This window comes from Hydrogenophaga sp. GW456-12-10-14-TSB4 (assembly GCF_059424305.1).
Genome location: NZ_JBWKZH010000013.1, coordinates 45,914 through 70,533, shown reverse-complemented (window position 1 = coordinate 70,533; position 24,620 = coordinate 45,914). Strand labels below are relative to the sequence as shown.

Below are 24,620 nucleotides of genomic sequence, written 5' to 3'. Positions count from 1 at the left end.
TCCATGAAAACCCTGAAATCCCCCACCGCGCAGGACGTGCTCGACTTCTGGCTCGGCGACGGCCTGGATCGCGGCTGGTGTTCGGACAAACGCGACGAACTCTGGTTTGGCGGCGGCTCGGAGCTCGATGTGCGCATCCGGGATCGCTTCGGTGCCCTGGTGGAACAGGCGCTCGATGGCGGGCTGGTGGACTGGGAGGCGCGCATCGACACGCGGCTGGCCCTGGTGCTGCTGCTCGACCAGTTCACGCGCAACGTGTACCGGGGCCAGGCCCGCGCCTTCGCGGGCGATGCGCGGGCCCAGCAGCTTTCTCTGGAGGCACATGCCAGCGGCATGGACGCCGAATTCGCCACCGTGGGCATGGTGTTCCTGAGCATGCCGCTGATGCACGCGGAAGACGCTGCCTTGCAGACCGAAAGCGTGCTGCGCTTCCAGCGCCTGCTCGACACCTGCGCGCCCGAATTGCGGGAGACCCTGGAGCGCAACCTCGAATTCGCCCGCCTGCATCGCGACATCGTGGCCCGGTTCGGCCGCTTTCCCTACCGCAACGCGGTGCTGGGGCGCACCAGCACGCCGGCGGAAGAAGATTTCCTGAAAGACGGGCCGCGCTTCGGGCAGTGAGCGCGCGCCGGGTCCGCTCAAGTCACGAAACGGACACACCAAAGTCACGATGAGGTCACGGCCGGTTTCTACAACCGTGGGTTTCAACCACAACGTCGAGACCGCCCGATGCGCTCCCTGCTGCCCAGCACCCCCACCACCCGTCTGTTCACCGCCTCGCTGCTGATGACCGCCGTGCTCGCCGCCTGCGGCGGCGGCAGCGACGCCCCGGCACCGACCACGCCGTCCGTCGAAGCCACGCCAGTGGGCCTCGCCCTGGAGAAGATCGGTGGTTACACGCATGCAGGTGGCCTCTCGTCCGCCGAAATCACGGCCTACGACCCCTTGAGCAAGCGCCTTTTCGTGGTCAACGGCGCCCTGGCCTCGGTCGACGTGCTCGACCTCAGCAACCCCGCCGCCCCGACCTTGATCGGATCCATCGCGGCCAGCAGCATCGGCGCCGGCCTCGCCGCCATCAACAGCGTGGCGGTGTTCAATGGCATTGTGGCGCTGGCCATTGAAGCGAACCCCAAGACCTCCGACGGCCTGGTCGCCTGGGTGCGCGCCAGCGACCTGGCGGTGCTGGGCACCGACACCGTGGGGGCCTTGCCCGACATGCTCACCTTCACGCCGGACGGCAGCCACCTGCTGGTGGCCAACGAAGGCGAGCCCGACAGCTACGGCCTGCCGGGCTCGATCGATCCGGAGGGCTCGGTCAGCGTGATCGCCGTGACCGGCCTGGCGCCCAACGCCACCGCCGGCACGCTGGTCCGCACCGTGCACACCGCCGGCTTCAACGCCTTCGACGCCCAGATCGCCAGCCTGCGCGCCGCGGGTGTGCGCATCTACGGCCCGGGCGCCTCCGTGTCGCAGGACCTGGAACCCGAATACATCACGGTCTCCGCCGACAGCAAGACCGCCTACGTGACCCTGCAGGAAAACAACGCCATCGCCACGGTGGACATCGCCACCCGCACGGTGACGTCCATCAAGCCCCTGGGCTTCAAGGACCACAGCCTGGCCGGCATGGGCATGGACGTGAGCGACGAGGACGGGGGCACCAACACCAACAGCGGCAGCCCCCTCATCAAGATCGGCCCGGTGCCGGTGAAGGGCATGTACCTGCCCGACGCCATCGCCAGCTACACGGCCGGCGGCCAGACCTGGCTGATCACCGCCAACGAGGGCGACGCCCGCGCCGACTGGCCGGGCTTCAACGAAGAAACCCGCGTGCGCGCCCACTGCAGCGCCTTCGGCCTGGACCCCACGGTGTTCAGCGACGCGCTCAACCAGATCCTGGACAGCAACCTGGGCCGGCTGCGCATCACGAGCACGCCCAACGGCGGCATGGACGGCAAGAACGCCGGTGGCGAGTGCAATGAGCTGTACAGCTTCGGTGGCCGGTCCTTCTCCATCTGGAGCACCGACATCACCCGCGTCTTCGACTCCGGCGACGACTTCGAGCAGCGCACGAAGGCCCTGCCCAACGTCAACTTCAACGCCAGCCACGACAACAACGATCTCGACGGCCGAAGCGCCAGCAAGGGCCCGGAACCCGAAGGCGTGGCGGTGGCCAACTTCGGCAAGAAGACCTATGCCTTCATCGGCCTGGAGCGCGTGGGCGGTGTGATGGTGTACGACGTCACCAGCCCGACCGCGCCGGTGTTCGCCACCTACCTCAACACCCGCACCGGCGTCACCGGCGACCGCGGTCCAGAGGGTCTCACCATCATCAAGGCCGCGAACTCGCCCAACGGCAAGCCGCTGCTGGTGGTGGGCAACGAAACGAGTGGCACCACCGCAGTCATGCAGATCAACCTGACGTACTGACCGCCGTCAGGCACCGGACGCCAGCGGCCGCAGCGCCGCTGGCAACCAGCCCGCCAGCCGGGCGTGGATGGCGGCCTCGTGCCGCTGCCACCAGATGCCCAGCGCCACCACGCCCAGGCCCAGCAGCGTGAGCGCGAACGGGAACAGCAGGCTGTCCTCGAACACCCGGTAGGCCAGGTAACCCAGGTAGCAGGCCACGCCGAGAGCCCCCAGCACGGTGAACACGCGCCGCCCGATGGCTGCGCCCAGGAACACCAGGAACACGTTGAGCAAGCCGTACAGGAACTTGCTGAGTTCCGAGTCGCTGTCGCGCAGGCTGAGACCGCCCCAGAACATGATGGCGCCGAACAGGTAAAGCCAGAAGGCGAAGTCCTGCCGGTCTTGCGCGTTCTCGGCGGTGCGCGTGCGCAGGTCCACCCACACCGCGATGGCGCAGGTGGCCAGGCCGAACACCAGCGACACGTCGCGCGTGAATTCCCAGTCGAAACCGTCCTTCTGCATCAGCATGTGCGCCACGTCCATGTTGAGGTACCAGAGCGTCACCGCCACCGGCATCACCATGAAGGGCAGCTTGTAGCGGTACAGCAGCACCACGGCGGCGGCCAGCGTGGCGAACTCCATCGTGAGCCAGCGCCAGTCGATGTAGCGGTGGTAGTCGCGGTAGGCGTCGCGCCCGCCATCGGGCCACAACCCGATGCCCGACTGGAACGCCCACACCGCCAGCGGCACCAGGCACACGGCCAGCGTGGCCAGCACGCCCGCTGGCGTGCGCAGGCCTTTTTCCAGCAGGTTGCCGGCCACCAGCAGCGCGCCTGTGAGGTAGCCCACCGCCAGCGCAAACACACCCCAGGCACCGAACAGCTCCCAGCCCAGCGTCATGAAGAGCGTCATGGCGCCGATGGCCAGCATGCCGCCGAAGTAATACAGGGTGTTGGTGAAGCTGAACACCGGGCCCCGCTCCAGCGCGGGCCGCGGGGCCTGAGCGGGCGCCGCGCTCGCGCCGGCGGCCAGGTCTTCCTGTTCGAGCTCGGCCGCCGTGGGCACCGCCGACACCGGCGCCGAAGCCCCTGCCACCACCCGCAGCGGGCTCCCCGGCGAAGCCCACGACGCCCAGAGCGCGTGCGCCTCGGTCGGCTGGATGGCGCCGCTCTCCACCGCCGCCTCCACGTCGCGCCAGCCCAATTGCACGCGCACGGACGGCAGGAACACGTCCTCCGTCTGCGTGATTTCCCACCGGGTCGGCTCGTCGGTGGGCATGGTGTCGGGGTTGTCGTTGTTCATCTCGGGCTTCCTCTTCCTCGTCCGGGAACAGCCACGATACCGGAATCCGCTGCAATGGAACCAAAGTAGCACTGGGCCCGGCCCGGTGCGTCCCGGGCCGGATCAATAGAATGGCGCATGAGCTCCACCCACCCCAGCAACAAAACCGGCACCCCCGCCGCGGCCGCCGACGGCGAACACAAGGTCAGCAACTTCCTGCGCCAGATCATCGAGAGCGATCTGGACAAAGGCACCTACCAGGGCCGCCGCTGGGCCGGCAGCCCCGGCGACGCCGCGCACCACGCCCAGGGCCAGCCCGACCCGGCCAGGATCCGCACCCGCTTCCCCCCGGAACCCAACGGCTACCTGCACGTCGGCCACGCCAAGAGCATCTGCCTGAACTTCGGCCTGGCGCGCGACTATGGCGGCGTGTGCCACATGCGCTTTGACGACACCAACCCGGAGAAGGAAGACACCGAGTACGTCAACAGCATCATCGATGCCGTGAAGTGGCTGGGCTTCAACTGGGAAGCCAACGGCCAGCAGCACCTGTACCAGGCCAGCGACTACTTCGACTTCATGTACCGCGCAGCCGAGTACCTGGTGGAGGCCGGCCACGCCTACGTGGACGAGCAGACCACCGAGCAGATGCGCCTGAACCGGGGTGACTTCGGCAAGCCCGGCGTGGACAGCCCGTACCGCGGCCGCACGCCCGCCGAGAACCTGAAGCGCTTGCGCGAAATGCGCGACGGCCTGCACGAGGACGGCAGCATGGTGCTGCGCGCCAAGATCGACATGGCCAGCCCCAACATCAACCTGCGCGACCCGGCGATCTACCGCATCCGCCGCGCCACGCACCACAACACGGGCGACACCTGGTGCATCTACCCCATGTACACCTTCGCGCACCCCATCGAGGATGCGCTGGAGCAGATCACCCACAGCTTCTGCACGCTGGAGTTTGAAGACCAGCGGCCGTTCTACGACTGGCTGCTCGCGCGCCTGTGCGACGGCGGCCTGCTGCAGAGCCCGCCGCCGCGCCAGTACGAATTCGCGCGGCTCAACCTCACCTACGTGATCACCAGCAAGCGCAAGCTCGCGCAACTGGTGTACGACCACAAGGTGAGCGGCTGGGACGACCCGCGCATGCCCACCATCGTCGGCCTGCGCCGGCGCGGCTACACGCCCGAGAGCATTCAGCTCTTCGCCGAGCGCATCGGCGTGACCAAGAGCGACTCCTGGATCGACTACAGCACGCTCGAAGGCTGCCTGCGCGAAGACCTGGAGAACAAGGCCCACCGGGGCATGGCGGTGCTCGACCCGGTCAAGCTGGTGCTCACCAACTGGGCCGAGGCTTTCGGCAGCGACAGCTACACCGAAGACTGCACCCAGCCCGCCCTGCCCCATTCGGCCATCGCCGAAGGCCAGCCCGAGCCCGCACCGCGCGTGTTCAAGATCGGCCAGGCCGTGTGGATCGAGCGCGAGGACTTCGAGGAAGTGCCGCCCAAGGGCTACAAGCGCCTGTTCCCCGGCAACGTGGTGCGCCTCAAGGGCGGCTACGTCATCGAATGCACCGGTTGCGCAAAAGACGCGGGCGGCAAGGTGACCGAAGTGCATGCCAAGGTCATCCCCGGCACCAAGAGCGGCACGCCGGGCGCGGACAGCGTGAAGGCCAAGGCCGCCATCACCTGGGTGAGCGTGGCCGACGGCGTGCAGGCCGAAGTGCGGCTCTACGACCGCCTGTTCCTCGACGCCCAGCCCGACGCCGGCGGCAAGGACTTCATCGAAGCCCTGAACCCGAACAGCCTGAAGGTGGTGACCGCCTACGTGGAGCCTTCACTGGCCCAGGCCAAGCCCGACGACAAGTTCCAGTTCGAGCGGCACGGCTACTTCGTGGCGGACCGCAAGGACCACGTGGCGGGCAAGCCGGTGTTCAACCGGGTGACGGGGTTGAAAGACTCCTGGGGCAAATAAAAACCGAGGGACCTTCCCACCATGCTCACCAACCTCACGCCTTTCCTGCTGCACTGGGCCATCACAGGGTTCGCGCTCTGGGTGGCGAGCCATGTGTTCAAGGGCATCCAGTTCAGCAGCACGTCCTCACTCGTGGTGTCGGCCCTGCTGCTGGGCCTGGCCAACGCGATCGTGCGGCCGTTGCTGGTGTTCCTCACCCTGCCCCTCACCGTGCTCACCTTCGGCCTGTTCCTGCTGGTGATCAATGCACTCATGCTGTTGCTGGTGGCGAAGCTGGTGGAAGGGTTCAAGATCAGCGGCTTCTGGACCGCGTTCTGGGCCAGCCTGTTCATGGCGGTGCTGAGCTTCGTGCTGGGCGCGTTCCTGTTGGGCGGCTCGCCGGAGTACATGATTGAGACCAGCCCTGGGCCGGGGTCTGTGTGGCTTTGAGAGAATCTGCGCCAACAGATTCGTCACCAGCCCCCGACGCAAAGTCAATAAGCCGCCAGCCGCCGGCCAAACTGGCCTTGCCCGCCCACCCCCACGATCAATCTATGCGTGGCGCGCGTGGCCCCCACATAAAACAGCCGCGCCTCATCGCGCTCATCCTGATCCCTGGCCGGCATATTGCCCACCCCCACCAGCGCCACCACAGGAAACTCAAGCCCCTTGCTCACATGCAGGGTCATCACCTTGATGGTGTCTGCGGCGGGGTTGAAACTGCCGGAGCCTTTGCGCACCTGATGCGGTAGCCGGCGTTGCTGCAGCACGCTGGCGCAAGTGTCCATCTCACTGTAGTGGCGACAGAGGATGGCCATGTCTCCCCAAGCATGGCCTTCGCGGTGGGCAGCGCTGAGCAGATCCACCACTTCGGAAGCTTCGGCGCGCAAATTGGGCAACCGGATGACGATCGGCTTTTCGCCGTCGCGCCCGCAGCTCACAGGTTTGAGCAGCGGCACGCCGTCATCGTCCTTGTCTTCCGCGGTCAGAAGATCGGCCGCGATGAGACTGGCCGTCTGCAGAATCTGCCGCGTGTTTCGGTAATTGATCTTGAGGATTGTGGTGCGACCCTGGGCCTGAATGCCCACGCTCTTGAAGCTGAACTGCTTGCTTCGGCTGCGTTCGTAGATGCTCTGCGCGTCGTCATACAGCACCAGCAGGCTGTTGGTCGTCGGGTCCACCATCTGGGTGATGAGTTTGAGCCATTCGGGTGCGAAGTCATGACCTTCGTCGATCAGCACAGCCTGGTACTGCCCGCTTGGAATCTGCTTTCGGTCCACGCCATCGATCACGCCTTGAACCATCGCGGCCATCTTCACATCGGTCGGCAGGTTGTCGGCAGGCAAAGGCTGCCCGTAAGCCACCAGCTGGCTGCGGCACCATTTGTGAAAGTGCACCGCATGCACATGCGCCGAGAGGTTCTTGCCATCCATGACCCGCGCGAGTTGCCTTGCGAGTGGCTCGTTGTAGCAAAGCACGAGAATGGGCTTGGTGCGGGCGGTCTGCGCTTTGGCAAGATGCTCTGCTCTGTAGCCCAGCAACATGGTCTTGCCCGAGCCTGCCACGCCATGGATCACGCGATGCCCGTCACCCAGGCTGCGCGCCAGTTGTTCCTGCTGCAGGTCCATCACCCGCATGATGCTGGGCAGCTCGGCCGACGCATCGTCCGCTTCAAACAACCCACCCTGATCGGGCACTCGCACTTCGGGAAAAAGGATCCACCGCACGCGATCCAGTTGCGGCAGCGACATGACGCCACGCATCATGAACGGAAACATGCCCCACAAACGGCTCTGCAGTTCTTCGGGTGACGCGGACTCGACCATTTCGTCCTGGCAAATCACGCGGTGCGATTCGATGGCCTGGTCAAGTTGGGCCTGTTCAAATTGTTTGCGTGTGATGTTAGGCAACACCACGCCATAACTCCAGGGAAATGCCAGTTTTCCTTGGTAAGGCCCTTCGGGCTGCACCAATTGCGCATCCCGCTCCAACGCGTTCACCACCTGATGCGCATACTGCCTTGCCTGCTCCAACGGATTGGGCACGGTCTTGGGGCCCATGTCGCCATGAATTTCCCAGGACTGCTTGTTGACCTGGATCAGGGTTGTGAGCCGGAAATCCTTCACCTCCAACACCAAGACGCCGCGGCGTGGATGCATCACGACAAAATCGGGGTGTGAGTAACGAGGGCCCACCGGCACGTCGTACCAGAGCAAATAGTCGTCATCGAGTTTCTGCTCGAGACGCTCAGCGATGCGACGTTCGCCAGCGGTCATGCGCGACACGCAACTGCCGAGTGAAGGAATCAGGGTAGCCATCTTTCCGCAAGCCTCCATTTGATTTTTATTGCGCATTCAATGCGCCTTGCCCGAATACAGCATAAATTCAAATACCGCTGCCGGAATAATTCGACGTCGTGCCAACGACATCGACAGCTGGTTGAATCGATGCATTGAAAGGCACAATCCTTCGCACCATGGCCCGCCCCCACCACCACGTCTACGTGATCGAGCTCTCCAAGGACGTGCTGAACGAAAGCAAATTCCGCAAGAACAACCCGGGCTACATCGAAGGCAAACCCTGCGTCTATGTCGGCATGACCGGCCTCGACCCGGACGTGCGCTTCGACAAGCACAAGGCCGGCATCCAGGCCAATGCCTACGTCTTCAAGTACGGGTTGCGCCTTCTGCCCGACCTTTACGAAGCCTTCAACCCCATGCGGTACGACGCCGCGGTGGAAAAGGAAATCGAGATCGGCATCGACCTGCGCTCGGCCGGCTTCGGGGTCTGGCAGGCTTGAACCGGCTCAGTGGGTGGTGCCGGCGCCCACCGCGGTGTCCTTGCTCACCTGCAGCGCGCTGCGCACCGCCACCCGCAGCCCGCGCACGATGTCGTCGAGCGCCATGTTCGGCGTGCCCTGCTCCGGCAGCCATGGCACATGCACGAAGCCGCCCCGTGTGTGCCGAAGTTCGGGCACCGTGGCCAGGGTGCGCATCAATCCATAGAACACGTGGTTGCAGACAAAGGTGCCAGCGGTCTGTGAGACCTCGGCGCCCACCCCTGCCTCGTGCAAGGCGGACAGCATGGCCTTGATGGGCAGGCTGGTGAAATAGGCGACCGGCGCATCGCGGTCCCGCACCACCGGGGTGTCCACCGGCTGTGCGCCCGCGTTGTCGGCCAGGGGCGCATCGTTCACATTGATGGCCACGCGCTCCAGCGACATCAGCTTGCGCCCGCCCGCCTGCCCCACGCACAGGACCAGGGCGGGCCGGTGCTGCCGCAGCAGCGCGTCCAGTTCGCGCAGCGAGGCGTCGAACACGGTGGGCAATTGCGCCGCCACCACGGTGTGCCCGAGCACCTTGCGGCCCTCCAGCGCCTGCACGGCCAACCAGCTGGGGTTGATCGACGCGCCACCGAAGGCGTCGAAACCGGTGAGCAAGACCTTTTTCTGCATCGCGTCAATCTACCGCACGCAGGGCCAGCAGCCGCAGGTGCGCTTCGGAAGCGAGGTCCAGCGGCAGGCCGCGCTTGATGCTGAGGTAGTGCGCGGTGAACACGTCGAGCCAGGCGGCCAATGTTTCGGCGGCATGGCGTTCTCCGGCCAGAGCCAGGCAGAGCGCGGCCACTTCGGAGGTGCAGAAATGGCTCTCGCGGGACGAGCGCCTCAGGCGGTAGTTGGACACCACCTGTTCCGGCTCCAGGCTGAGCACGGGCAGGTGGTCGAGGTAGGGGCTCTTGCGGAACATCTTGCGCGCTTCGGACCAGGTGCCGTCGAGCAACACGAACAACGGCTTTCTGTCGGCCACTGGCGCTTGCCCCACGGCGGGCGGGGTCAGGTCGGTCACCACGCGCTCGGGCGGTGCGAACTCGCCCGGAAACACCAGGTAGGGCTGCCACTGCGGGTCGGCGAGCAGCGCGAGCAGGCCCGGGTCCACCTCGGTGCGGGACCAGCCGAAGGCCCAGGTATCGGCCACCACGTCGGCCACCAGCCAGCCGGTGTTGCTGGGTTTGAGGGCTTCGATGTCGCCCATGACGAGGCACACCCCGGCGCGCGTGGGCGTCTGCGGTCGCCATGCGCACAGGCAATGGCTGGCGGTCAGCCGGCAACCGGCGCAACGCCCCGAGCCCGATCCCCGGGCGACGAAGGGCTTGGCGCTGACGGCCAGGCGCGCGGTGCGCAGGCGCGAGACGGCATGGCCGGGGACGGGCGGCGGGGCAAGGGGAGGCACAAACGTCATGGGAGGACTGTAGGCGCAAGCGCGCAGGCAGGGATTTTTCTTACTCCCGCGACCGCCCGGGGCATGCCATGTCACGGCCAGCCGGCCATGGCCCCGTTTGTCGCCCTGCGGCGGCCCGTGGGCGGTGTTTGGCACATGATGACAGGGATTCCTCATGACCAAGACCACCAGTTCCAAGACCAAATCCGGGCGGCGCCGAGCCCACCGGCGCCGCACCCAGCCCCTGCTGTTCAATGGCGTCGGCGCGCTGCTGGCGGGTGCCACCCTGTGGATGGTGTCCCTGGCGATGGCGACCGAGCCATCGCTCAAGTACGCGGCCAAAGCCTTGCTCGCCCCGGCATGGATGGCGCTGGGCATGGGCGCCGGCTTGCTGGTGCTGCACGTGCTGTCCAGGCGCCGCGCCCAGGCCGAAGCGGACATGTTGCTGCGCCAGCACTCGACTTTTCTGGAACCGATGCCCCGGCTCAAGTCCAGGCCCCGGCACAAGGAGCCCTTTCAAGGGCAGCCGCAGCGCACATCGGCCTCAGGCCGGTAGCCATGCCACCCCTGACGCGCAATCAAGCAGGCGGCGCGTGACAAACTTGACGGTATGGGGCGCCGCCCGGCCGGTCGACTCCCGATAATCCTGGGATGTCCATTGCCGAAATCGCGATCTGGTCTGCCATGCTCGGTGGCTTGTGCACCCTCGCGGCACTGGCGTTGGCCGATGTGTTCAGCGGCCGCAGCATCGGCGCCCTTCGCAACCTGCTGTTCGTGACGATCACCGGCGCGAGCTGCGTGGTGATGACGGGCCTGCCCGAGGTGTTCTTTCCCGATCTGCCCGAACGGCTGCTGATGGTGCTCAAGGCGGGCCTGGGGCCGGCGGCCGGGGCCATGGGCCTGTACTACGTGGGCACCTGGCTGGGCGGCGCCCGCGAGGACGGCCAGGTACACCGCCTCACGGCGTTCGGCGGTGCCCTGCTGGTGTCGGCCACCGTCATCCTGGTGGTGCTGGCCAGCCAGATCGAACACCACAGTTTTCGAGAATTGCTGATCGCCACGGCGGCGGTGAACATGGTGCCCGTGCTGCTGGCGCTGCTGGCTGCCGTGCGCGCCGCCCGGCGGGGCGACCCGCTCGCCCGCTGGATGGCGGTGGCGCTCGGCTGTCTGGGTGCCACGACGATCGGCCACTACCTGCACGGCCTGAACGTAGCCGGCCTGGGCACGGGCTCCCAGCTGTTCACCGCGGTGATCACGCTGGTGTTCTTCCTCATGGCTTCGGTGCTGGGCCTGATGCGCAACCGGCACAACCGCGAGATCGCACGCCTCTCGCGCCTGTCGAACAGCACGGACCCGGCCACCGGCCTGTCCACCGGCTCGGCGCTGATCGCCGACGTCGAACACGCGCTCTGGCGCGCCGCGCGCCTGGAATGCGAAACGGCCGTGCTGTGCCTGTATGTCAGCAACCTCTACGAGCTCGCCGAGCCGGCGGGCCCCGGCGCGGAGCACCAGATCCTGTCCACGGTGGCGGCGCGCATCCGCCGCGCGGCGGGGTTCCGCTGCGTGGTAGGCCTGTACCACCCGAGGTGTTTCGTGGTGGTGCTCACGATGGACCCGCACCAGCCCCCGGTGCGCGCCACGGCCGCGCGCATGGCCTTGATGGCATCCACCCCCATGACCGTGTTCGACGAGCAGCGCAAGCGCCTGCCATTTCGCCCGCGCATCGGCCTCGGCGTGGTCACGGTGGACCCGGCCAGCGCCACGCCCACCGACGTGCTCAACGAAGCCGAACGCCAGGCACTGGCCACGGCCAGCACGGCGCCCCGCGACAGCGGACCTGGGGCAGTGACCGAACCAGCCCCCCTGCGCTGAGCGACCTCTCTGTGCGGCACCGTGCGTGCCGGACAATGGCGGCATGAGCGCCAACATCCTGCGGCTGAGCCCCGCTGCCGAACGCAACAAGCGACCCATCCTGGACGTGCTGCGCCAGGTGCTCCCGGTGCAGGCACGCGTGCTGGAGATCGCCTCCGGCACGGGCCAGCACGCCGCCTGGTTCGCCGCCGCCATGCCGGGCTGGCGCTGGCAGCCCACGGACTTCCAGGCCGATGCCCTGCCCTCCATCCGCGCCTGGGCGGCCGACACGGGCACGGCCCATGTGCTCGCACCGCTGCAGCTGGATGTGCTGGAACCCGGCTGGCCGGTGGGCCCCGAGCCCTTCGACGGGATCTATTGCGCCAACATGCTGCACATCGCGCCCTGGGCGACCTGCGCAGCGCTCATGCAGGGCGCGGCCAGGCACCTCGTCGCCGACGGCGCGCTGATCACCTACGGCCCGTACCTGGAAGACGGCGTGCCCACCTCGCCCGGCAACCTGGCCTTCGACGAAAGCTTGCGGCGCGAGAACGCCGCCTGGGGCATCCGCCGGCGGGAGGACGTGGAGCAGGAGGCCCGGCGCGCCGGCCTCGTGCTCGACGAACGCCATGCCATGCCCGCCAACAACCTGCTGCTGGTCTGGCGCCGGGAACCCTGAGCCCCGGCCGGCACTCCACCCGCCATGCTCAGAAACCTCAAAGACCTGTTCGACTCCCTCACCGCCAGCCTCACGGCGCCCGCCGGTGCCCAGGCACCCGCCGACCAGGAACACACACTTCAACTCTCGACCGCCGTGCTGCTGGTGGAGGTGATGCGCGCCGAGCCAGCCTTGCAGGACAGCGAGCGCGACGCGGTGCTGACGGCCTTGCGGCGCAAGTTCGCGCTGAGCGACGACGAACTGCAGCGCCTCCTGGAGCTTGCTCACGAAACCGCGCGCACGGCCTACGACTACCAGCGCTTCACCGCGCTGATGAACGAGCGCTTCACGCAGGAGCAGAAAATCCGCGTGGTGGAGGCCATGTGGGAAGTGGCTTTCGCGGATCACCACCTGGACGCGCACGAGCACCACGTCATCAGCAAGGTGGCAGGTTTGCTGCACGTGACCCATGGTGAGTACATCGCGGCCAAACTGCATGCCCAGGCCGCCATGAAAGGCGGAGCGGCGAGGCCGTGAGGCCCGCACAAGCCGGTACAGAACTTTGCACGGTCGGCGCGCGGCCTTTACCAAGCGTTCACATGCGCCGGACACGATGGAGCCTCACCAACCCCAAGGAGAAACCTCCATGAAATCCCGACACCTTGTTGTTTACGCCCTGGCCGCAGCCACGCTCGGCGCGAGCTCGCTGTCCTTCGCGCAAGGTGCGCGATTCGAGCCCAGCCACATGCAGCGCGTGGATGACCGCCGCGACGACCGGCGCGATGACCGCCGGGACTACCGTCAGGACCGCCGCGATGACCGCCGCGATGACCGCCGCGATTTCCGCCACGACCGCCGTGACGATCGGCGCGACTACCGCGAGTCCCGCAACCAGCGGCACTACCACCACTACTACTACAACGCACGCGGCCCCGAGTTCCGCCGCGGCGGCTACATCCCCTACGAGTACCGCAACCGCCAGTACGTGGTGGTGCACCCGAGCCAGCACCGCCTGTACGCCCCGCCGCGCGGCCACCAGTGGGTGCAGGTCGGCACCGACTACGTGCTGGTTGCCATCGCCACCGGCTTGATCGCCAACCTGATCCTCAACAACTGAGGCCCTGAAGCCGCCCCCGGCCCACCCGGGGGCGTGCCTTCTCTGCGATGATGCGGTCCAGGAAAACCACCGACCGCTTCGCCATGAAACTCCGTCATTTCACCCTCCCCCTGATGGCCGCCCTGGCCCTCTCGCTGGCCGCCTGCTCCAAGGAAGAAACCACCGGCGCGGCGCCGGCCGCTGGCGCCTCCGCGGCCGACACCAGCCCCATCCCCCAGGCCCAGGCCTTCGACGTGCTCGCCGCGCAAGGCAAGGGCTTCACCGCCGGCGCCCTGATGAGCGCCAACACGGTCTACGTGCTGTTCGACCCGCAGTGCCCCCATTGCGGCCACCTGTGGCAATCGTCCGTGCCGCTGCAGAGCAAAGTGAAATTCGTGTGGCTGCCCGTGGCCATCATGAACGCCAAGAGCGCCCCGCAAGGCGCGGCCATCATGACCGCGGCCAACCCGGTGGAAACCATGAACGCGCACGAACAGCAACTGCTCGCCGGCCAGGGTGGCATGTCGGCCTCGGCCAGCATCCCGGACGAGGTGCAGGCCGCCATCAAGGCCAACACCGCCCTGCTGGAACGCCTGGGCGCCACCTCGGTGCCGTTCATGGTGGCCAAGCACCAGCGCACGGGCGCCGTGATCACCCAGAGCGGTGCCCTTGGCGTCGAAGCCCTGGCCAACTTCCTCGGCATGGGGCAGTGAGCGCGGCGGCGCGATTTCCGGGCGCCTGCGGGAGCTGAAACGCGCATTTTGTCGCTTACCATCGGCGAATCTGCCGCGCAGTGCGGCGTCCAATGGAGATCCTCATGGGCAAGGAACAACGCAACGAAAAGATGGCCAAGAAGCCCAAGAAAGACACCTCGGCGCCCAAGGGCCCGGGGACTTCCGACCGGCCGGTGGCCCCCGTCACGGCCGTGATGCCGCGTGGCAAGGAAAAGAACAAGTGAGCACCGCCGCATGAAGGCGACGTGGAACGGCGTGACCATCGCCGAGAGCGACGACACCGTGGTCGTGGAAGGCAACCACTACTTCCCGGAGAGCGCGCTCAACCGCGACCACGTCACCTTCAGCAACCACCGCACCACCTGCGCGTGGAAAGGCCAGGCGAGTTACTACTCGCTGCTGGTGAACGGTGAACTCAACACCGATGCCGCCTGGTATTACGCCGACCCCAAGCCCGAGGCCGAGATGGTCAAGGGCCGCGTGGCGTTCTGGAAAGGCGTGAAGGTCGAGGCCTGAGCCTCAGGCCGCTGTGCGGCCCAGCCGGCGCAGCTTGGCCTGCCAGCGGCTCACACCGGCCTCTCCCAGCTGCTCGACGGAGCCCACCAGCGTTTCGTGAATCGGCGCGAAGCCGATGAACCCCAGAATGTTGCGCTCCAGCGCCTTCAGGCTGTGCGCGCGGAAGTACCAGCGGTAGGCCAATGCCGGCATGCCCATGGTCACCACCACCCGCGCCGAACGGCCGCTCAGGGGCTTGCGACCGAACTCCTTCGGCCCTTCCGGGCCGACCGCAAAGCCCGGCCGTGCCACCTGCTCCAGCCAGGCCTTGAGCAGCGCCGGCATCTCGCCCAGCCAGAGCGGAAAGAACAGCACCATGTGCTGAGCCCAGAGGATGTGCTCCTGCGAGGCCTGCAGCCCTGGCGGCACGCTGCCGTGCTGCCAGTCGTGCGCGTTGCGCAGGATGGGAAAGTCCAGCGCCCCCACCGCCACGCGGCGCACCTCGTGCCCAGCCGCGCTGGCGCCCTCGGCATAGGCCTCCACCAGCAGGCGGTTAAGGTGTTGGCCGGTGGCATCGGGATGGCCTTCGATCAGCAGAATGCGGCGAGGGTCGGTCATGGCGGGCTCCTGAAGGAATGAGCCCATGCTCGCACCGAGCGGGTGCCGGTGCCTTGACCCGCGTCAAGGCCCGTTCAGCGGCGGTCGGGCTTGCGCGGCTTGGCCGCGCGCTCCTTCTTGCGACCCTGGCGTTCGGCGTCCGCCTTCTGCCCCGCCCGCAGCCAGCGCACGAACTCTTCGGGCGTCTCCAGTGTGATGCGCCCCAGGACGCCGCTGCGGAAGTCGGCAATCACGAGCTCGGCCGACTTCTGCCAGTTCACCGCACCGCCACCGGCCAAAGCCCCGCGCTTGCGGCCGATGGCCTCCAGCACCTCTTCGTCCGGCAGGGCCGCGATGGCCTCGGGCGCGAGGCCCAGCTTGTAGCGCGCTTCCAGCAGCGGCGCGTAAGACAGCTTGAGTTTGTTGAGCAGCTCCAGCGCCACTTCCTGGTCGTCGTAGGCATTGCGCCCCACCGCGCCGCTGGCGGCGAGGTTGAAGCCACTTTCGGGCACCACGATGCGCGGCCAGAGCATGCCGGGCGTGTCGAACAGGTAGAAGTCGTCGGCCAGGGCGATGCGCTGCTCGGTGCGGGTGATGCCGGCTTCGTCGCCGGTCTTGGCAGCACGCTTGCCCATGAAGGTGTTGATCAGCGTGGACTTGCCCACGTTGGGAATGCCGCAGATCAGCACCCGCATGGGCTTGACCATGCCGCCCCGGTTGGGCGCCAGCTCGCGGCAGGACGCGATGATGGCGCGCGCCGGCGCCGTGACGCTGGCGTCCAGCGGGATCGCGCGGGTGTTCGGCTGGGCGTTGTAGTGCGCCAGCCAGAGCGCGGTGCGCTCGGGGTCGGCCATGTCCTGCTTGTTGACCACCTTGAGCGTGGGCTTGGCCGAGGTAAGTTCGGCCAGCAGCGGGTTGGCGCTGGAGCCGGGCAGGCGCGCGTCGAGCATCTCGATGACGACGTCGATGTCCTTCACGCGCTCGGTGATGGCCTTGCGCGTGAGGTGCATGTGCCCGGGAAACCACTGAATGCTCATCGGGGGAAATCTCTCTGCGGAAACGGGGGTGTGGCGGGGGTGCTGCAGGGATTGTGCCTTGGTGTAACTCCCGGGGGCCGCGCGCGTGGGCCGTCCCTACAATCGGCCTCAATCCAACCCCCGCAGAGGCGCCTCATGAGCATCACCGTGAAGATCGATCTGGGCTACGAATTCGACGTCAAGGCCAAGGCCGCCGAGGTGTTCGAGGTGCTCTCCGATGTGCCCGAGTCGGTCGGCCACTTCCCGAAAGTGGAAAAGCTCACCGACCTGGGCGGCGGTGTCTACCAGTGGGAAATGGAGAAGGTCGGCACGGCGCAGGTGAACATCCAGACCGTGTACGCCAGCAAATACGTGAGCGACCAGGCGCGCGGCACCGTGAAATGGACCCCCGTTAAGGGCGTGGGCAACGCCCTGGTGGGAGGCAACTGGAAGATCGTGGACAACAAGAAATCCACCGGCCTCACGCTGTCCATCCAGGGCGAGATCGAGGTGCCGCTGCCCGGCCTGATGAAGATGGTGGTGGCCCCGGTGGTCGAGGGCGAGTTCGAGAAGCTGGTCGAAAAGTACATCGCCAACCTGATCAAGCGTTTCGGCGGCGAGGCCTGATCCGGCCTGCACCGCTCTCAGCGGGCGGGCGTCACGCCCTGCGCGCGATCCGCACGACGGCGTCGTAAATCTCGTTCTCGGCATCCACCGGATCGAGTTCACCCGCGGCCGCCGCGAACGACACGGCCTGCGCCGTGCCCAGCATCGCGCGCATGCCCGCCGGCCCGATGGGCTGCTTCGCAAACGGCTGCAGCGCGGCCTGGCACTTCGCCTCGAAGGCGGCCTCCAGCTTCTTTTTCAGGGCGTCGAGCTCGGGTGAGCCCGCCAGCGCCGCGCTGACACCGGGCATCTCGCGGCCCATCGCCATGACGCAGTTGACATAGGTGGTGGCGATCACCTTCGCCACGGCCAGGAGCGACTTGCCCGATGCCCGCAGGGCCTCGTCCATCAGCGCGTGCTGCCGGTTGTCGTATTCCTCGTACAGGACGCTGAGCAGGCCGGTGCGCGTGCCGAAGTGGTCGTACACCACGGGCTTCGTCACCCCCGCGCGCTCCGCCAGGTAGCCCAGTGTGAGTGCATCGGTGCCTTCGCTGCGCACGATGGACCACGCGACCTCCATGAGCTGGCGGTTGCGGTCCTCCTTGGGAAGGCGCTTCTTTGGGGTGGCCTGCACAGCCGGTTTCGTCGGGTCGCTTGACATCTTTAACCTACCAAAGGTAACCTACAAACAGTAGATTACCAAAGGTAGTTTACATCCAAACCTCCAAGGAACCACCATGCACGCCCTTATCGTCGTCAGCCATCCCGATGCCCAGTCCCTCACGCACGCCGTCGCGCGCTCGTTTGCCGAGGGCGTTTCGGCCGCCGGCGACCACACCACCGAGATCGCCGACATCGCCGCGGAAGGCTTCGACCCGGCCTTCAATCAGGCCGACCGAAGCGCCTACTTTCTCCAGCAGCCCTTGCCATCGGACATCGTGCGCGAGCAGGCGCGCATCGACCGGGCCGACGCGCTCGTGCTCGTCTATCCCGTCTACTGGTGGTCGTTCCCGGGCCAGCTCAAAGGCTGGATCGATCGCGTGTTCGCCAATGGATGGGCCTACGACGAAGCGCCCGACGGCACGCTGGGCAAGCGGCTGGGCCGCCTCGCGGTCCACCTCATCGGCATCGGCGGCGCGGACGGCGGCACCTATGCGCGGCACGGCTACGACAAGGCGATGCGCACCCAGATCGACCACGGCATCTTCGATTTCTGCGGCGCGCGGGTCGTCACCTCGGAGTTCCTGCTCGATGTGAATGGGCAGGCTGCGGCGTCCCATGTGATCACGGCACGGGCCCTTGGCGGCCATGCGTTCGCGGAAAGCGCTCCGTCAGCCGGCGGCGAACGGCTCACGACACCAAGTGCTGCCTGAAGAACGCCAGCGTGCGGTCCCAGGAAAGCTTGGCCGCGGCGGCGTCGAAGCGCGGCGTGGTGTCGTTGTTGAAGCCGTGCTGGGTGCCCGGGTACTGGTGCGCGGCATAGCGCACACCCGCCCCCTTGAGCGCCGCCTCGTAGGCCGGCCAGGCCGCGTTGATGCGCTCGTCCACCCCCGCGAAATGGATCAGCAGCGGCGCCTTCACCCTGCCCGCTGCCTCCGCCGGCGGGTGGTTGCCGTAGTACGGCACGGCCGCGGCGAGGTCTGGCAGCTCGGTGGCCAGCGTGTGGGCCACGCCGCCGCCGTAGCAGAACCCCACCACGCCGATGCGCCCGTTGCCGTCCGGCCGCGCCTTGAGCGTGGCGGCCGAGGCCAGGAAATCCTGTTTCGTCTTGGCCTGGTCGAGCTGGGCGAACAGGGCTCGCGCCTTGTCCTCGTCGCCCGGGTATCCCCCCAACGGCGTGAGCGCATCGGGCGCGAAGGCCAGGTAGCCGTCGAGCGCCAGGCGGCGCGCGATGTCCTCGATGTGCGGGTTCAGGCCCCGGTTCTCATGCACCACCAGCACGGCCGGCAGGCGACCACCAGCCGGCGGCGCCACCGGCTTGGCCACATAGGCCTTGATGGTGCCGTGGCCCATCGGTGAGGGCACGCTCACCGTCTCGGTCTTGACGCGCGGGTCGTTCACCGGCACCACCTGGGCGGCCGCGAAGTTCGGGCTGAGGGCGGCCAGCAGGCCCGCCGCCGTCATGCCGCCCACCGCGAACTTCGACGCGCGGTCCAGGAAGGCGCGGCGGTCGATGTCGCCATGCACATAGGCGTCAAACAGGATCAGCAGTTCCTGATCAAAATCGGCGGCGGTCAGACGGGGCATGGACATCTCCGGCAAAAAAACGGCCAGCATAGGTCCCTATCGGCACAGGGCAGCCGATTGCCCATCCCGCCAGGCGGGATTTACAGACCCGGCGTCAGGCCGCGAGGGAAGTGGCCTGCGCCTGCGGACGGCCCAGCCGGGCGGGCGAGACGTATTCCTGCCGGTAGACCTCGAACGGCATGGAGTCGGCTGCCTCGATGGCGCGCTGGTCCTCCACCGACTTGGTGGCCATCGCCTCGTACTTCGCCTGCTGCTCGCTGGCCCAGGGCAGGCCCGCCAGGTGCTGGTGCGTCACGCGCGACTGTGCGCGTGCAAACGCGACGAAGGAATCGCCATGGTGCTTGTGCATGGCCTGCAGCACGCGGGCCGAAGGCAGCTTGTCGGGGTCCTGCAGGTGGCCTTGCGCCAGGGCCACGGCCAGGGCGTGCTCGTTGCCGCCCTGGGCCTCGTCCAGCATCGCGGCGATCGGCACGAGCTGCGCCAGGATCTCCGCGCCCCACTGCATCAGCGGCACGCTCTGGCCATTGCGCATCAGGTTCAGGCCGGGTTCGCGGCCGCGCGCGGCGGTCAGGTGCTGGTTGTGCGCGAGCTCGCGGATCTCGGCCGGCGTGTCGGGCGGGCTGTCCGACAACAGGCAGTGCAGCAAAAACACGTCGAGAAAACGCAGCGTGGGCGCGCCAATCCCGATGGGCTCGAAGGGGTTGAGGTCCATCAAGCGGACCTCGATGTACTCGACCCCGCGCTCGCGCAATGCATGCAGCGGGCGCTCGCCGGGGTAGATCACGCGCTTGGGGCGGATGGTGCCGTAGAACTCGTTCTCGATCTGCAGCAGCGTGGTGGCGAGCTGGTTGTAGTCGCCCCCCGGGTTGCGGATGCCGACAGCCTCATAGGCGGGCCAGGGCCGCGTGAGCGCGTCGTGCAGCGAGGCGGCATAGCCTTCCAGGCCGTTGTAGCTCACCGCCAGCGTGGCCTGCGCCTCGCTCTGGTAGCCCAGGCGGCCCATGCGCAGCGAGGTGCCATGGGGCATGTACAGCGTGCCGGTGTCGCCCAGCTTCTGCAGTTCGTGTTCCCGGCCTTCGACGAAGGTGGAACACAGCGCGGGCGAAGCGCCGAACAGGGTGAGCAGCAGGAAGGCGTGGCGGCGGAAATTGCGGATCAGCGCGAAATAGCCGTCGTTGTCCACGCCCGGCAGCGACCAGTTGTAGTGGATGCCCGAGATGGTCTGCATGCGCCGGCCATAGCGGTGCGCCAGACCCATGCGGTAGACGCTCTTGGCCCGGCCCACGTTGGACGAGCCGTAGCGGCCGATGGGAATGGTCTCGTCGGGGGGCAGGCCGCAGGGCATGCTGGACGCCCACATCATCTCGTCGCCCAGCGCGCGCAGGCTGCGCACGGTGAACTGGTGGACCTCGGTCAGCTCGGCCAGACAGGCCTCGATGCTGCCATGCACGCCGGTGATGAGTTCGAGCTGGGACTCGCTGTAGTCGGTGGTGATGTGGGGGTGCGTGAGCGCACTGCCCAGGGCGGCCGGGTGCGGCGTGGGCGCCAGCCTGCCGTCGGGCTGGGCGCGCAGGCTTTCCTTTTCAATGCCGCGACGCATGCCTCGCAGACGGTCTCCGCTGAGGGCGTCCAGGCGTTGTTCGAGAGAGGTCATACAGGCGTCGTGGTTCGGGTCCGGGGCCGGAAGTTAACACGCCTGCGCCAATTCTGCTGGCAGCGCCCGGATCGACTCTGTGGTAAGCATTTCCGGGCCCTGAGCCCGCCGCAGCCAGGCCTCGATGGCCTCGGGTTCGTTGATCAGGCGCAGTTCGTCGAACGCCACCTGGGCCTCGGGGTAGCGTTTGCGCAGGTAATTGAGCCATTGCTTGAGCCGGCCAGAGCGGTGGCGGCGCTCCACGCGGGCGCTCACCTGCCGCCAGAAGATCTCGAACAGCGGGGGCAGCACCGACCAGGGCACCCCGCCCAGGCCCTTGATGGCCAGGGCCAGGCCCGGGTCGGTCACCATGCCACGGCCGATCATGAGGTGCTCGCAGCCGGTGACCTCGCGGCAGCGGGCGGCGTCGGCCACGGTCCAGATTTCGCCGTTGGCGATCACCGGCAGACGGAGGTGGGCGGGCAGCGAGGCGCGCACCTCGGCCAGGCGGTCCCAGTAGGCGGGGGGCCGGTAGCCGTGGGCCTTGGTGCGGGCATGGATGACGAGCTCGTCCGCGCCGGCCTCGGCGATGGCGTGGGCGCATTCTTCGGCCCGTTCGTCGTCGTTGTAGCCCAGCCGCATCTTGGCCGACACGGGCATGTGGGCCGGCACGGCGCGGCGCACGGCCGCCACGATGCGACCGACCAGCTCGGGCTCGTCCAGCAGCACGGCGCCACCCCGACTCTGGTTGACGGTCTTGGCCGGGCAGCCGAAGTTCAGGTCGATGCCTTGCGGCCCCAGACCGGCCAGGCGTTCGGCGTTTTCCGCCAGCAGGGTCGGGTTCGAGCCCAGCAGCTGGGCGCGCACGGGCACGCCGGCGCGGGTGTAACCGCCGTTGAGCAGCTCGGGCACCACGCGGATGAAGGCACGCTCGGGCAGCACGGTGTTGGTCACGCGGATGAATTCACTCACGCAACGGTCGATCCCGCCCGTGCGCGTGAGCACATCGCGCAGGGTGGCGTCGAGCAATCCTTCCATGGGGGCCAGCAGCAGCATGCTGCGTATTGTCCTTTGCCTGGAGAATGTCTGGATGTCTTGCGCTTTTTCTCCGGCTGGCCCGGCCCTTGGCGACCGAGGGGGCCGGCTCCGCTCACCAAGGGTCTCAAAGGTGAACGAAACGCTGCGCGCCCAGATTCCTTCTGGCGCGTGGGTGCATGGCGCTCTGCGCAGCGGGGTAAAGGAGGAGGCGGCACCAGCCGCCGGGGGACACCCGCGGAGCAGAGTGCCGTGCGCCCACGCGCCCGCGAGGTGCCACAAGTGAGCACCCTAAACACCATCCACGAAGACGACCAGATGATCGTCCTAGACAAACCCGCAGGCCTGCTGGCAGTCCCCGGAAGGGGCCCCGACAAGCAGGACTGCCTCAGCGCCAGGGCTCAGGCAAGATGGCCCGACGCCCTGGTGGTCCACCGGCTCGACATGGCCACCTCTGGCCTCGTCGTCATGGCCCGAGGCATCGAAGCCCAACGCCAGCTCAGCCGCGCCTTTGAACAACGGCAAGTCCACAAACGCTACACCGCCGTCGTCGCCGGCACCCTGCACAACCCCGTGCACGACAACGGCTGGAACACCATCGACCTGCCCCTCACCATCGACTGGCCCAACCGACCCCGCAGCATCGTGAGCGCCGAACTCGGCAAACCCAGCGTCACCCGCTGGCGCCTCGCCGGCCCCGCCACCGACGACCACACCACCCGGCTCGAACTCGAACCCGTCACCGGGCGCACCCACCAGCTGCGCGTGCACCTCCAGGCCATCGGCCACCCCATACTCGGCGACATGCTGTACGCCACCCCCGAACAACAGGCCCGCGCGCCCCGCTTGCTGCTGCACGCCCACCAGCTTTCGCTGCCGCACCCGCAACACGGGGCGACCATGGACTTCCACAGCACCAGCCCTTTCTGACGCCCTCACCATGACCACCCTCCTCCACCTCACCATCCTCACCGGCGGCTCACGCGGCATGGGCCTCGCCATGGCCCTGCAATCGCTGCGCCCCGACGGTCACCTGCTCTGCCTCTCGCGCCACGTCAACACCCGACTGGCCGACGAAGCCCACCGGCTCGACGCCACCCTGACCCAATGGACGCAGGACCTCGCCGACACCACCGGCGCCGCCCAGCGCCTGGAAGACTGGCTGCAGGAACAAGGCGCCGCCGGCTTCGCCAGCGCCACCCTGATCAACAACGCCGGCGTGATCCCGCGCATCGGCCCGCTCGATGCGTGCCCACCCGACGAACTCGCCAACGCCCTGCGCGTGGGCCTGGAGGCGCCGATGCAACTCACCGCCGCCTTCCTGCGCGCCACGGGCGCCTGGGTGGACGCCGGCTGGCGCGGGCCGCGCAAGGTGCTCAACATCTCGTCCGGCCTGGGCCGGCGCGCCATGGCCGCCCAGGCGCCCTACTGCGCCGCCAAGGCCGGCATGGACCACTTCACCCGCTGCAGCGCACTCGACGAAGCCCAACGCCCGCACGGCGCGCGCCTGGTCTCCCTGGCCCCGGGCGTGATCGACACCGACATGCAACAGCAACTGCGCGCGGGCGACCCGGCGGCCTTCCCCGACGTCGGGCGCTTCCAGGACCTCAAACAACAAGGCCAGCTCAGCGCCCCCGACGAAGCCGCCAGGCGCGTGCTGGCCTGGCTGGATCGGCCCGACTTCGGCAACAACCCTGTTGCCGACGTGCGCGACTGAAGCGCCAAGGAACCTCATGCAACGACGCCAGTTCAACAAAGCCGCCGCTTTCGCGCTGACCACTTTGCCGGCCCTTGCTTTGTCGCAGGACAAAGGCTTCTGGACCTTGCTGCGCGAAGGCGGCTGCGTGCTGCTGATGCGCCACGCGCAGACCCAGCCCGGCGCGGGTGACCCGCCGAACTTCACGCTCGGTGACTGCAGCACGCAACGCCTGCTCAGCGAAGCCGGGCGCGAACAGGCACGCAAGATGGACGCGGCCTTCCTGCGCGAACGCGTGAAGATCAACGAGGTGCGATCCAGCGCGTGGTGCCGCTGCGTGGACACCGCCATGCTCGCCTTCAAGAAGAACACCGTGTGGCCACCGCTCAATGCCTTCTTCAGCCCTGACGATCGCGACGAACAGACGCGCGACGTGCTCGATGCCGTGCAAGGCTGGTCGGCTCCTCGCAACCTGGTGCTGGTGACGCACCACATCAACATCGCCGCCCTCACCGGCCAGACGCCGGCCATGGGCGAGATCCTGCTCACCCGACCGGGCAAGGACGGCAGCGGCACGCAACTGCGGGTGGTGGCGCGGCAGATGTTTTAGGCGCCCGTTCGATTCGGCGGGACACCCTTATGGTGTTTTCACGGCCAACCGCTCCAAGGCCAGAAGCGCCGCCGGCAACTCGTCTGGCGGCACAAAAAGGTGGTCGTGATAGAAACCCGAGACGACATTGCAGGGAATCCCTGACGCGGCCAGCGCCCCACACACACGAGCCAGCAGGCCCACGGCCGTCAGCGAAGAGTGCACAGACAAGGTGATCATGGCCGACTCGAACTGAAAGTCGAGGCCGAGCGCTTGCGCCTGGGACAGGGGCACGATAGCGGTCAAACCTTCCGATTCCCGAACCGTTGATAGCGGTTCAAGTCCGCTGGGGAGAGAAAAAGACGAAAAGGTGCAATAGACGAAGGTCTCGGCGTGAACCACGGGAGCCATCGTTTGCAGCAACTGCTCGAGATTGCTTTCGCCTGACATGAAGAGCTCCATACATCGAGTTAAAGGCAAGCGACTTTACCTGCGACAACAACGAGA

The 24,620-nt window shown here is 67.4% G+C and carries 29 protein-coding genes; 18 read left to right on the top strand and 11 right to left on the bottom strand.

What is annotated here, in order from left to right; translation table 11 throughout:
* The first annotated feature begins 3 nt into the window (after positions 1 to 3).
* Positions 4 to 621 (top strand): DUF924 family protein, encoded by a 618-nt coding sequence (locus tag AC07ZS_RS09260; RefSeq protein WP_494798300.1) that lies wholly within the window; start codon positions 4 to 6, stop codon positions 619 to 621.
* Positions 622 to 729: 108 nt separating this feature from the next.
* Positions 730 to 2,430, top strand: a complete 1,701-nt coding sequence (locus tag AC07ZS_RS09255) for a choice-of-anchor I family protein (RefSeq protein WP_494798299.1) — start codon at positions 730 to 732, stop codon at positions 2,428 to 2,430.
* Between the two features lie 6 nt (positions 2,431 to 2,436).
* On the opposite strand, the gene AC07ZS_RS09250 is transcribed toward AC07ZS_RS09255, so the two are convergent.
* On the bottom strand, positions 2,437 to 3,711 hold the full coding sequence (locus tag AC07ZS_RS09250) for a DUF2157 domain-containing protein (protein ID WP_494798298.1): 1,275 nt from the start codon (positions 3,709 to 3,711) through the stop codon (positions 2,437 to 2,439).
* A 117-nt stretch (positions 3,712 to 3,828) separates the two neighbouring features.
* On the opposite strand from AC07ZS_RS09250, the gene AC07ZS_RS09245 reads away from it, so the two are divergent.
* On the top strand, positions 3,829 to 5,664 hold the full coding sequence (locus AC07ZS_RS09245; RefSeq protein WP_494798297.1) for a glutamine--tRNA ligase/YqeY domain fusion protein: 1,836 nt from the start codon (positions 3,829 to 3,831) through the stop codon (positions 5,662 to 5,664).
* Between the two features lie 21 nt (positions 5,665 to 5,685).
* Positions 5,686 to 6,093, top strand: a complete 408-nt coding sequence (locus tag AC07ZS_RS09240) for a phage holin family protein (RefSeq protein ID WP_494798296.1) — start codon at positions 5,686 to 5,688, stop codon at positions 6,091 to 6,093.
* A gap of 44 nt (positions 6,094 to 6,137) precedes the next feature.
* On the opposite strand, the gene AC07ZS_RS09235 is transcribed toward AC07ZS_RS09240, so the two are convergent.
* Positions 6,138 to 7,961 (bottom strand): 3'-5' exonuclease, encoded by a 1,824-nt coding sequence (locus AC07ZS_RS09235; protein WP_494798295.1) that lies wholly within the window; start codon positions 7,959 to 7,961, stop codon positions 6,138 to 6,140.
* Positions 7,962 to 8,119: 158 nt separating this feature from the next.
* Here AC07ZS_RS09235 and AC07ZS_RS09230 point away from each other — a divergent pair, with 158 nt between their 5' ends.
* A complete protein-coding gene (locus tag AC07ZS_RS09230) occupies positions 8,120 to 8,443 on the top strand; it encodes a hypothetical protein (RefSeq protein WP_494798294.1) in 324 nt (107 codons plus the stop codon).
* A 6-nt stretch (positions 8,444 to 8,449) separates the two neighbouring features.
* On the opposite strand, the gene pcp is transcribed toward AC07ZS_RS09230, so the two are convergent.
* Together pcp and AC07ZS_RS09220 are read right to left on the bottom strand one after the other, a co-directional pair.
* Positions 8,450 to 9,097, bottom strand: coding sequence for a pyroglutamyl-peptidase I (pcp, locus tag AC07ZS_RS09225; protein ID WP_494798293.1), 648 nt, complete (start codon positions 9,095 to 9,097; stop codon positions 8,450 to 8,452).
* Between the two features lie 4 nt (positions 9,098 to 9,101).
* A complete protein-coding gene (locus AC07ZS_RS09220) occupies positions 9,102 to 9,881 on the bottom strand; it encodes a tRNA-uridine aminocarboxypropyltransferase (protein WP_494798292.1) in 780 nt (259 codons plus the stop codon).
* 154 nt (positions 9,882 to 10,035) lie between these two features.
* Here AC07ZS_RS09220 and AC07ZS_RS09215 point away from each other — a divergent pair, with 154 nt between their 5' ends.
* The 8 genes from AC07ZS_RS09215 (at position 10,036) to AC07ZS_RS09180 (ending at position 14,715) form a co-directional block, all read left to right on the top strand.
* Positions 10,036 to 10,416 carry a hypothetical protein gene (locus AC07ZS_RS09215; RefSeq protein ID WP_494798291.1) on the top strand — a complete coding sequence of 127 codons (381 nt, stop codon included), beginning with the start codon at positions 10,036 to 10,038 and terminating at the stop codon, positions 10,414 to 10,416.
* A 95-nt stretch (positions 10,417 to 10,511) separates the two neighbouring features.
* Positions 10,512 to 11,732: a GGDEF domain-containing protein gene (locus AC07ZS_RS09210; protein WP_494798290.1), complete on the top strand. Its 1,221-nt coding sequence runs from the start codon at positions 10,512 to 10,514 to the stop codon at positions 11,730 to 11,732.
* A gap of 43 nt (positions 11,733 to 11,775) precedes the next feature.
* Positions 11,776 to 12,390: a DUF938 domain-containing protein gene (locus AC07ZS_RS09205; protein ID WP_494798289.1), complete on the top strand. Its 615-nt coding sequence runs from the start codon at positions 11,776 to 11,778 to the stop codon at positions 12,388 to 12,390.
* Positions 12,391 to 12,414: 24 nt separating this feature from the next.
* Positions 12,415 to 12,906 carry a tellurite resistance TerB family protein gene (locus tag AC07ZS_RS09200; RefSeq protein WP_494798288.1) on the top strand — a complete coding sequence of 164 codons (492 nt, stop codon included), beginning with the start codon at positions 12,415 to 12,417 and terminating at the stop codon, positions 12,904 to 12,906.
* A 109-nt stretch (positions 12,907 to 13,015) separates the two neighbouring features.
* Positions 13,016 to 13,486 carry an RcnB family protein gene (locus tag AC07ZS_RS09195; protein WP_494798287.1) on the top strand — a complete coding sequence of 157 codons (471 nt, stop codon included), beginning with the start codon at positions 13,016 to 13,018 and terminating at the stop codon, positions 13,484 to 13,486.
* Between the two features lie 83 nt (positions 13,487 to 13,569).
* On the top strand, positions 13,570 to 14,178 hold the full coding sequence (locus AC07ZS_RS09190) for a DsbC family protein (RefSeq protein WP_494798286.1): 609 nt from the start codon (positions 13,570 to 13,572) through the stop codon (positions 14,176 to 14,178).
* 104 nt (positions 14,179 to 14,282) lie between these two features.
* A complete protein-coding gene (locus AC07ZS_RS09185) occupies positions 14,283 to 14,423 on the top strand; it encodes a hypothetical protein (RefSeq protein WP_494798285.1) in 141 nt (46 codons plus the stop codon).
* Between the two features lie 10 nt (positions 14,424 to 14,433).
* Entirely contained in the window at positions 14,434 to 14,715 is a 282-nt protein-coding gene (locus AC07ZS_RS09180) for a DUF427 domain-containing protein (protein ID WP_494798284.1), read from the top strand.
* Between the two features lie 3 nt (positions 14,716 to 14,718).
* Here the strand turns inward: AC07ZS_RS09180 and AC07ZS_RS09175 are convergent, their stop codons facing one another.
* Both AC07ZS_RS09175 and ylqF read right to left on the bottom strand, forming a co-directional pair.
* Positions 14,719 to 15,312, bottom strand: a complete 594-nt coding sequence (locus AC07ZS_RS09175; RefSeq protein WP_494798283.1) for an NAD(P)H-dependent oxidoreductase — start codon at positions 15,310 to 15,312, stop codon at positions 14,719 to 14,721.
* A gap of 74 nt (positions 15,313 to 15,386) precedes the next feature.
* Entirely contained in the window at positions 15,387 to 16,328 is a 942-nt protein-coding gene (gene ylqF, locus AC07ZS_RS09170) for a ribosome biogenesis GTPase YlqF (protein WP_494798282.1), read from the bottom strand.
* A 135-nt stretch (positions 16,329 to 16,463) separates the two neighbouring features.
* Between ylqF and AC07ZS_RS09165 the strand changes: the two genes are divergently transcribed.
* On the top strand, positions 16,464 to 16,934 hold the full coding sequence (locus AC07ZS_RS09165; RefSeq protein ID WP_494798281.1) for an SRPBCC family protein: 471 nt from the start codon (positions 16,464 to 16,466) through the stop codon (positions 16,932 to 16,934).
* 31 nt (positions 16,935 to 16,965) lie between these two features.
* Here AC07ZS_RS09165 and AC07ZS_RS09160 read toward each other — a convergent pair whose 3' ends face one another.
* The gene (locus AC07ZS_RS09160) at positions 16,966 to 17,574 is read right to left on the bottom strand and encodes a TetR/AcrR family transcriptional regulator (RefSeq protein WP_494798280.1); all 609 of its coding nucleotides are present in this window, start codon (positions 17,572 to 17,574) and stop codon (positions 16,966 to 16,968) included.
* A 76-nt stretch (positions 17,575 to 17,650) separates the two neighbouring features.
* Between AC07ZS_RS09160 and AC07ZS_RS09155 the strand changes: the two genes are divergently transcribed.
* Positions 17,651 to 18,286, top strand: coding sequence for an NAD(P)H-dependent oxidoreductase (locus tag AC07ZS_RS09155; protein ID WP_494798279.1), 636 nt, complete (start codon positions 17,651 to 17,653; stop codon positions 18,284 to 18,286).
* Here AC07ZS_RS09155 and AC07ZS_RS09150 read toward each other — a convergent pair.
* The 3 genes from AC07ZS_RS09150 to AC07ZS_RS09140 form a co-directional block, all read right to left on the bottom strand.
* On the bottom strand, positions 18,264 to 19,160 hold the full coding sequence (locus AC07ZS_RS09150; protein WP_494798278.1) for a dienelactone hydrolase family protein: 897 nt from the start codon (positions 19,158 to 19,160) through the stop codon (positions 18,264 to 18,266). The genes AC07ZS_RS09155 and AC07ZS_RS09150 overlap by 23 nt on opposite strands.
* A gap of 94 nt (positions 19,161 to 19,254) precedes the next feature.
* On the bottom strand, positions 19,255 to 20,814 hold the full coding sequence (gene gshA, locus AC07ZS_RS09145) for a glutamate--cysteine ligase (protein ID WP_494798277.1): 1,560 nt from the start codon (positions 20,812 to 20,814) through the stop codon (positions 19,255 to 19,257).
* A gap of 33 nt (positions 20,815 to 20,847) precedes the next feature.
* On the bottom strand, positions 20,848 to 21,849 hold the full coding sequence (locus tag AC07ZS_RS09140; protein ID WP_494798276.1) for a tRNA dihydrouridine synthase: 1,002 nt from the start codon (positions 21,847 to 21,849) through the stop codon (positions 20,848 to 20,850).
* A 297-nt stretch (positions 21,850 to 22,146) separates the two neighbouring features.
* On the opposite strand from AC07ZS_RS09140, the gene AC07ZS_RS09135 reads away from it, so the two are divergent.
* Genes AC07ZS_RS09135 through AC07ZS_RS09125 form a run of 3 tightly spaced genes read left to right on the top strand, consistent with a single transcriptional unit; the run spans position 22,147 to position 24,134 of the window.
* Entirely contained in the window at positions 22,147 to 22,758 is a 612-nt protein-coding gene (locus tag AC07ZS_RS09135; protein ID WP_494798326.1) for a pseudouridine synthase, read from the top strand.
* A 10-nt stretch (positions 22,759 to 22,768) separates the two neighbouring features.
* The gene (locus tag AC07ZS_RS09130) at positions 22,769 to 23,545 is read left to right on the top strand and encodes an SDR family NAD(P)-dependent oxidoreductase (RefSeq protein WP_494798275.1); all 777 of its coding nucleotides are present in this window, start codon (positions 22,769 to 22,771) and stop codon (positions 23,543 to 23,545) included.
* Positions 23,546 to 23,561: 16 nt separating this feature from the next.
* Complete coding sequence (locus AC07ZS_RS09125; RefSeq protein WP_494798274.1) at positions 23,562 to 24,134, top strand: histidine phosphatase family protein; 573 nt, start codon at positions 23,562 to 23,564, stop codon at positions 24,132 to 24,134.
* Positions 24,135 to 24,161: 27 nt separating this feature from the next.
* Here AC07ZS_RS09125 and AC07ZS_RS09120 read toward each other — a convergent pair whose 3' ends face one another.
* Complete coding sequence (locus AC07ZS_RS09120) at positions 24,162 to 24,563, bottom strand: ACT domain-containing protein (RefSeq protein ID WP_494798273.1); 402 nt, start codon at positions 24,561 to 24,563, stop codon at positions 24,162 to 24,164.
* Between the last annotated feature and the right edge of the window lie 57 nt (positions 24,564 to 24,620).

Excerpts from the sequence above, each read along its gene's own strand:
- AC07ZS_RS09185 (WP_494798285.1), top strand. The coding sequence starts at position 14,283 with ATGGGCAAGGAACAACGCAACGAAAAGATGGCCAAGAAGCCCAAGAAA.
- AC07ZS_RS09120 (WP_494798273.1), bottom strand. The coding sequence starts at position 24,563 with ATGTCAGGCGAAAGCAATCTCGAGCAGTTGCTGCAAACGATGGCTCCC.
- pcp (WP_494798293.1), bottom strand. The coding sequence starts at position 9,097 with ATGCAGAAAAAGGTCTTGCTCACCGGTTTCGACGCCTTCGGTGGCGCG.
- AC07ZS_RS09220 (WP_494798292.1), bottom strand. The coding sequence starts at position 9,881 with ATGACGTTTGTGCCTCCCCTTGCCCCGCCGCCCGTCCCCGGCCATGCC.
- AC07ZS_RS09205 (WP_494798289.1), top strand. The coding sequence starts at position 11,776 with ATGAGCGCCAACATCCTGCGGCTGAGCCCCGCTGCCGAACGCAACAAG.
- AC07ZS_RS09175 (WP_494798283.1), bottom strand. The coding sequence starts at position 15,312 with ATGACCGACCCTCGCCGCATTCTGCTGATCGAAGGCCATCCCGATGCC.
- AC07ZS_RS09215 (WP_494798291.1), top strand. The coding sequence starts at position 10,036 with ATGACCAAGACCACCAGTTCCAAGACCAAATCCGGGCGGCGCCGAGCC.
- AC07ZS_RS09260 (WP_494798300.1), top strand. The coding sequence starts at position 4 with ATGAAAACCCTGAAATCCCCCACCGCGCAGGACGTGCTCGACTTCTGG.
- AC07ZS_RS09240 (WP_494798296.1), top strand. The coding sequence starts at position 5,686 with ATGCTCACCAACCTCACGCCTTTCCTGCTGCACTGGGCCATCACAGGG.
- gshA (WP_494798277.1), bottom strand. The coding sequence starts at position 20,814 with ATGACCTCTCTCGAACAACGCCTGGACGCCCTCAGCGGAGACCGTCTG.
- ylqF (WP_494798282.1), bottom strand. The coding sequence starts at position 16,328 with ATGAGCATTCAGTGGTTTCCCGGGCACATGCACCTCACGCGCAAGGCC.
- AC07ZS_RS09190 (WP_494798286.1), top strand. The coding sequence starts at position 13,570 with ATGAAACTCCGTCATTTCACCCTCCCCCTGATGGCCGCCCTGGCCCTC.
- AC07ZS_RS09165 (WP_494798281.1), top strand. The coding sequence starts at position 16,464 with ATGAGCATCACCGTGAAGATCGATCTGGGCTACGAATTCGACGTCAAG.
- AC07ZS_RS09160 (WP_494798280.1), bottom strand. The coding sequence starts at position 17,574 with ATGTCAAGCGACCCGACGAAACCGGCTGTGCAGGCCACCCCAAAGAAG.
- AC07ZS_RS09195 (WP_494798287.1), top strand. The coding sequence starts at position 13,016 with ATGAAATCCCGACACCTTGTTGTTTACGCCCTGGCCGCAGCCACGCTC.
- AC07ZS_RS09180 (WP_494798284.1), top strand. The coding sequence starts at position 14,434 with ATGAAGGCGACGTGGAACGGCGTGACCATCGCCGAGAGCGACGACACC.
- AC07ZS_RS09135 (WP_494798326.1), top strand. The coding sequence starts at position 22,147 with ATGATCGTCCTAGACAAACCCGCAGGCCTGCTGGCAGTCCCCGGAAGG.
- AC07ZS_RS09230 (WP_494798294.1), top strand. The coding sequence starts at position 8,120 with ATGGCCCGCCCCCACCACCACGTCTACGTGATCGAGCTCTCCAAGGAC.
- AC07ZS_RS09125 (WP_494798274.1), top strand. The coding sequence starts at position 23,562 with ATGCAACGACGCCAGTTCAACAAAGCCGCCGCTTTCGCGCTGACCACT.
- AC07ZS_RS09140 (WP_494798276.1), bottom strand. The coding sequence starts at position 21,849 with ATGCTGCTGCTGGCCCCCATGGAAGGATTGCTCGACGCCACCCTGCGC.
- AC07ZS_RS09235 (WP_494798295.1), bottom strand. The coding sequence starts at position 7,961 with ATGGCTACCCTGATTCCTTCACTCGGCAGTTGCGTGTCGCGCATGACC.
- AC07ZS_RS09245 (WP_494798297.1), top strand. The coding sequence starts at position 3,829 with ATGAGCTCCACCCACCCCAGCAACAAAACCGGCACCCCCGCCGCGGCC.
- AC07ZS_RS09200 (WP_494798288.1), top strand. The coding sequence starts at position 12,415 with ATGCTCAGAAACCTCAAAGACCTGTTCGACTCCCTCACCGCCAGCCTC.
- AC07ZS_RS09130 (WP_494798275.1), top strand. The coding sequence starts at position 22,769 with ATGACCACCCTCCTCCACCTCACCATCCTCACCGGCGGCTCACGCGGC.
- AC07ZS_RS09150 (WP_494798278.1), bottom strand. The coding sequence starts at position 19,160 with ATGCCCCGTCTGACCGCCGCCGATTTTGATCAGGAACTGCTGATCCTG.
- AC07ZS_RS09255 (WP_494798299.1), top strand. The coding sequence starts at position 730 with ATGCGCTCCCTGCTGCCCAGCACCCCCACCACCCGTCTGTTCACCGCC.
- AC07ZS_RS09250 (WP_494798298.1), bottom strand. The coding sequence starts at position 3,711 with ATGAACAACGACAACCCCGACACCATGCCCACCGACGAGCCGACCCGG.
- AC07ZS_RS09210 (WP_494798290.1), top strand. The coding sequence starts at position 10,512 with ATGTCCATTGCCGAAATCGCGATCTGGTCTGCCATGCTCGGTGGCTTG.
- AC07ZS_RS09155 (WP_494798279.1), top strand. The coding sequence starts at position 17,651 with ATGCACGCCCTTATCGTCGTCAGCCATCCCGATGCCCAGTCCCTCACG.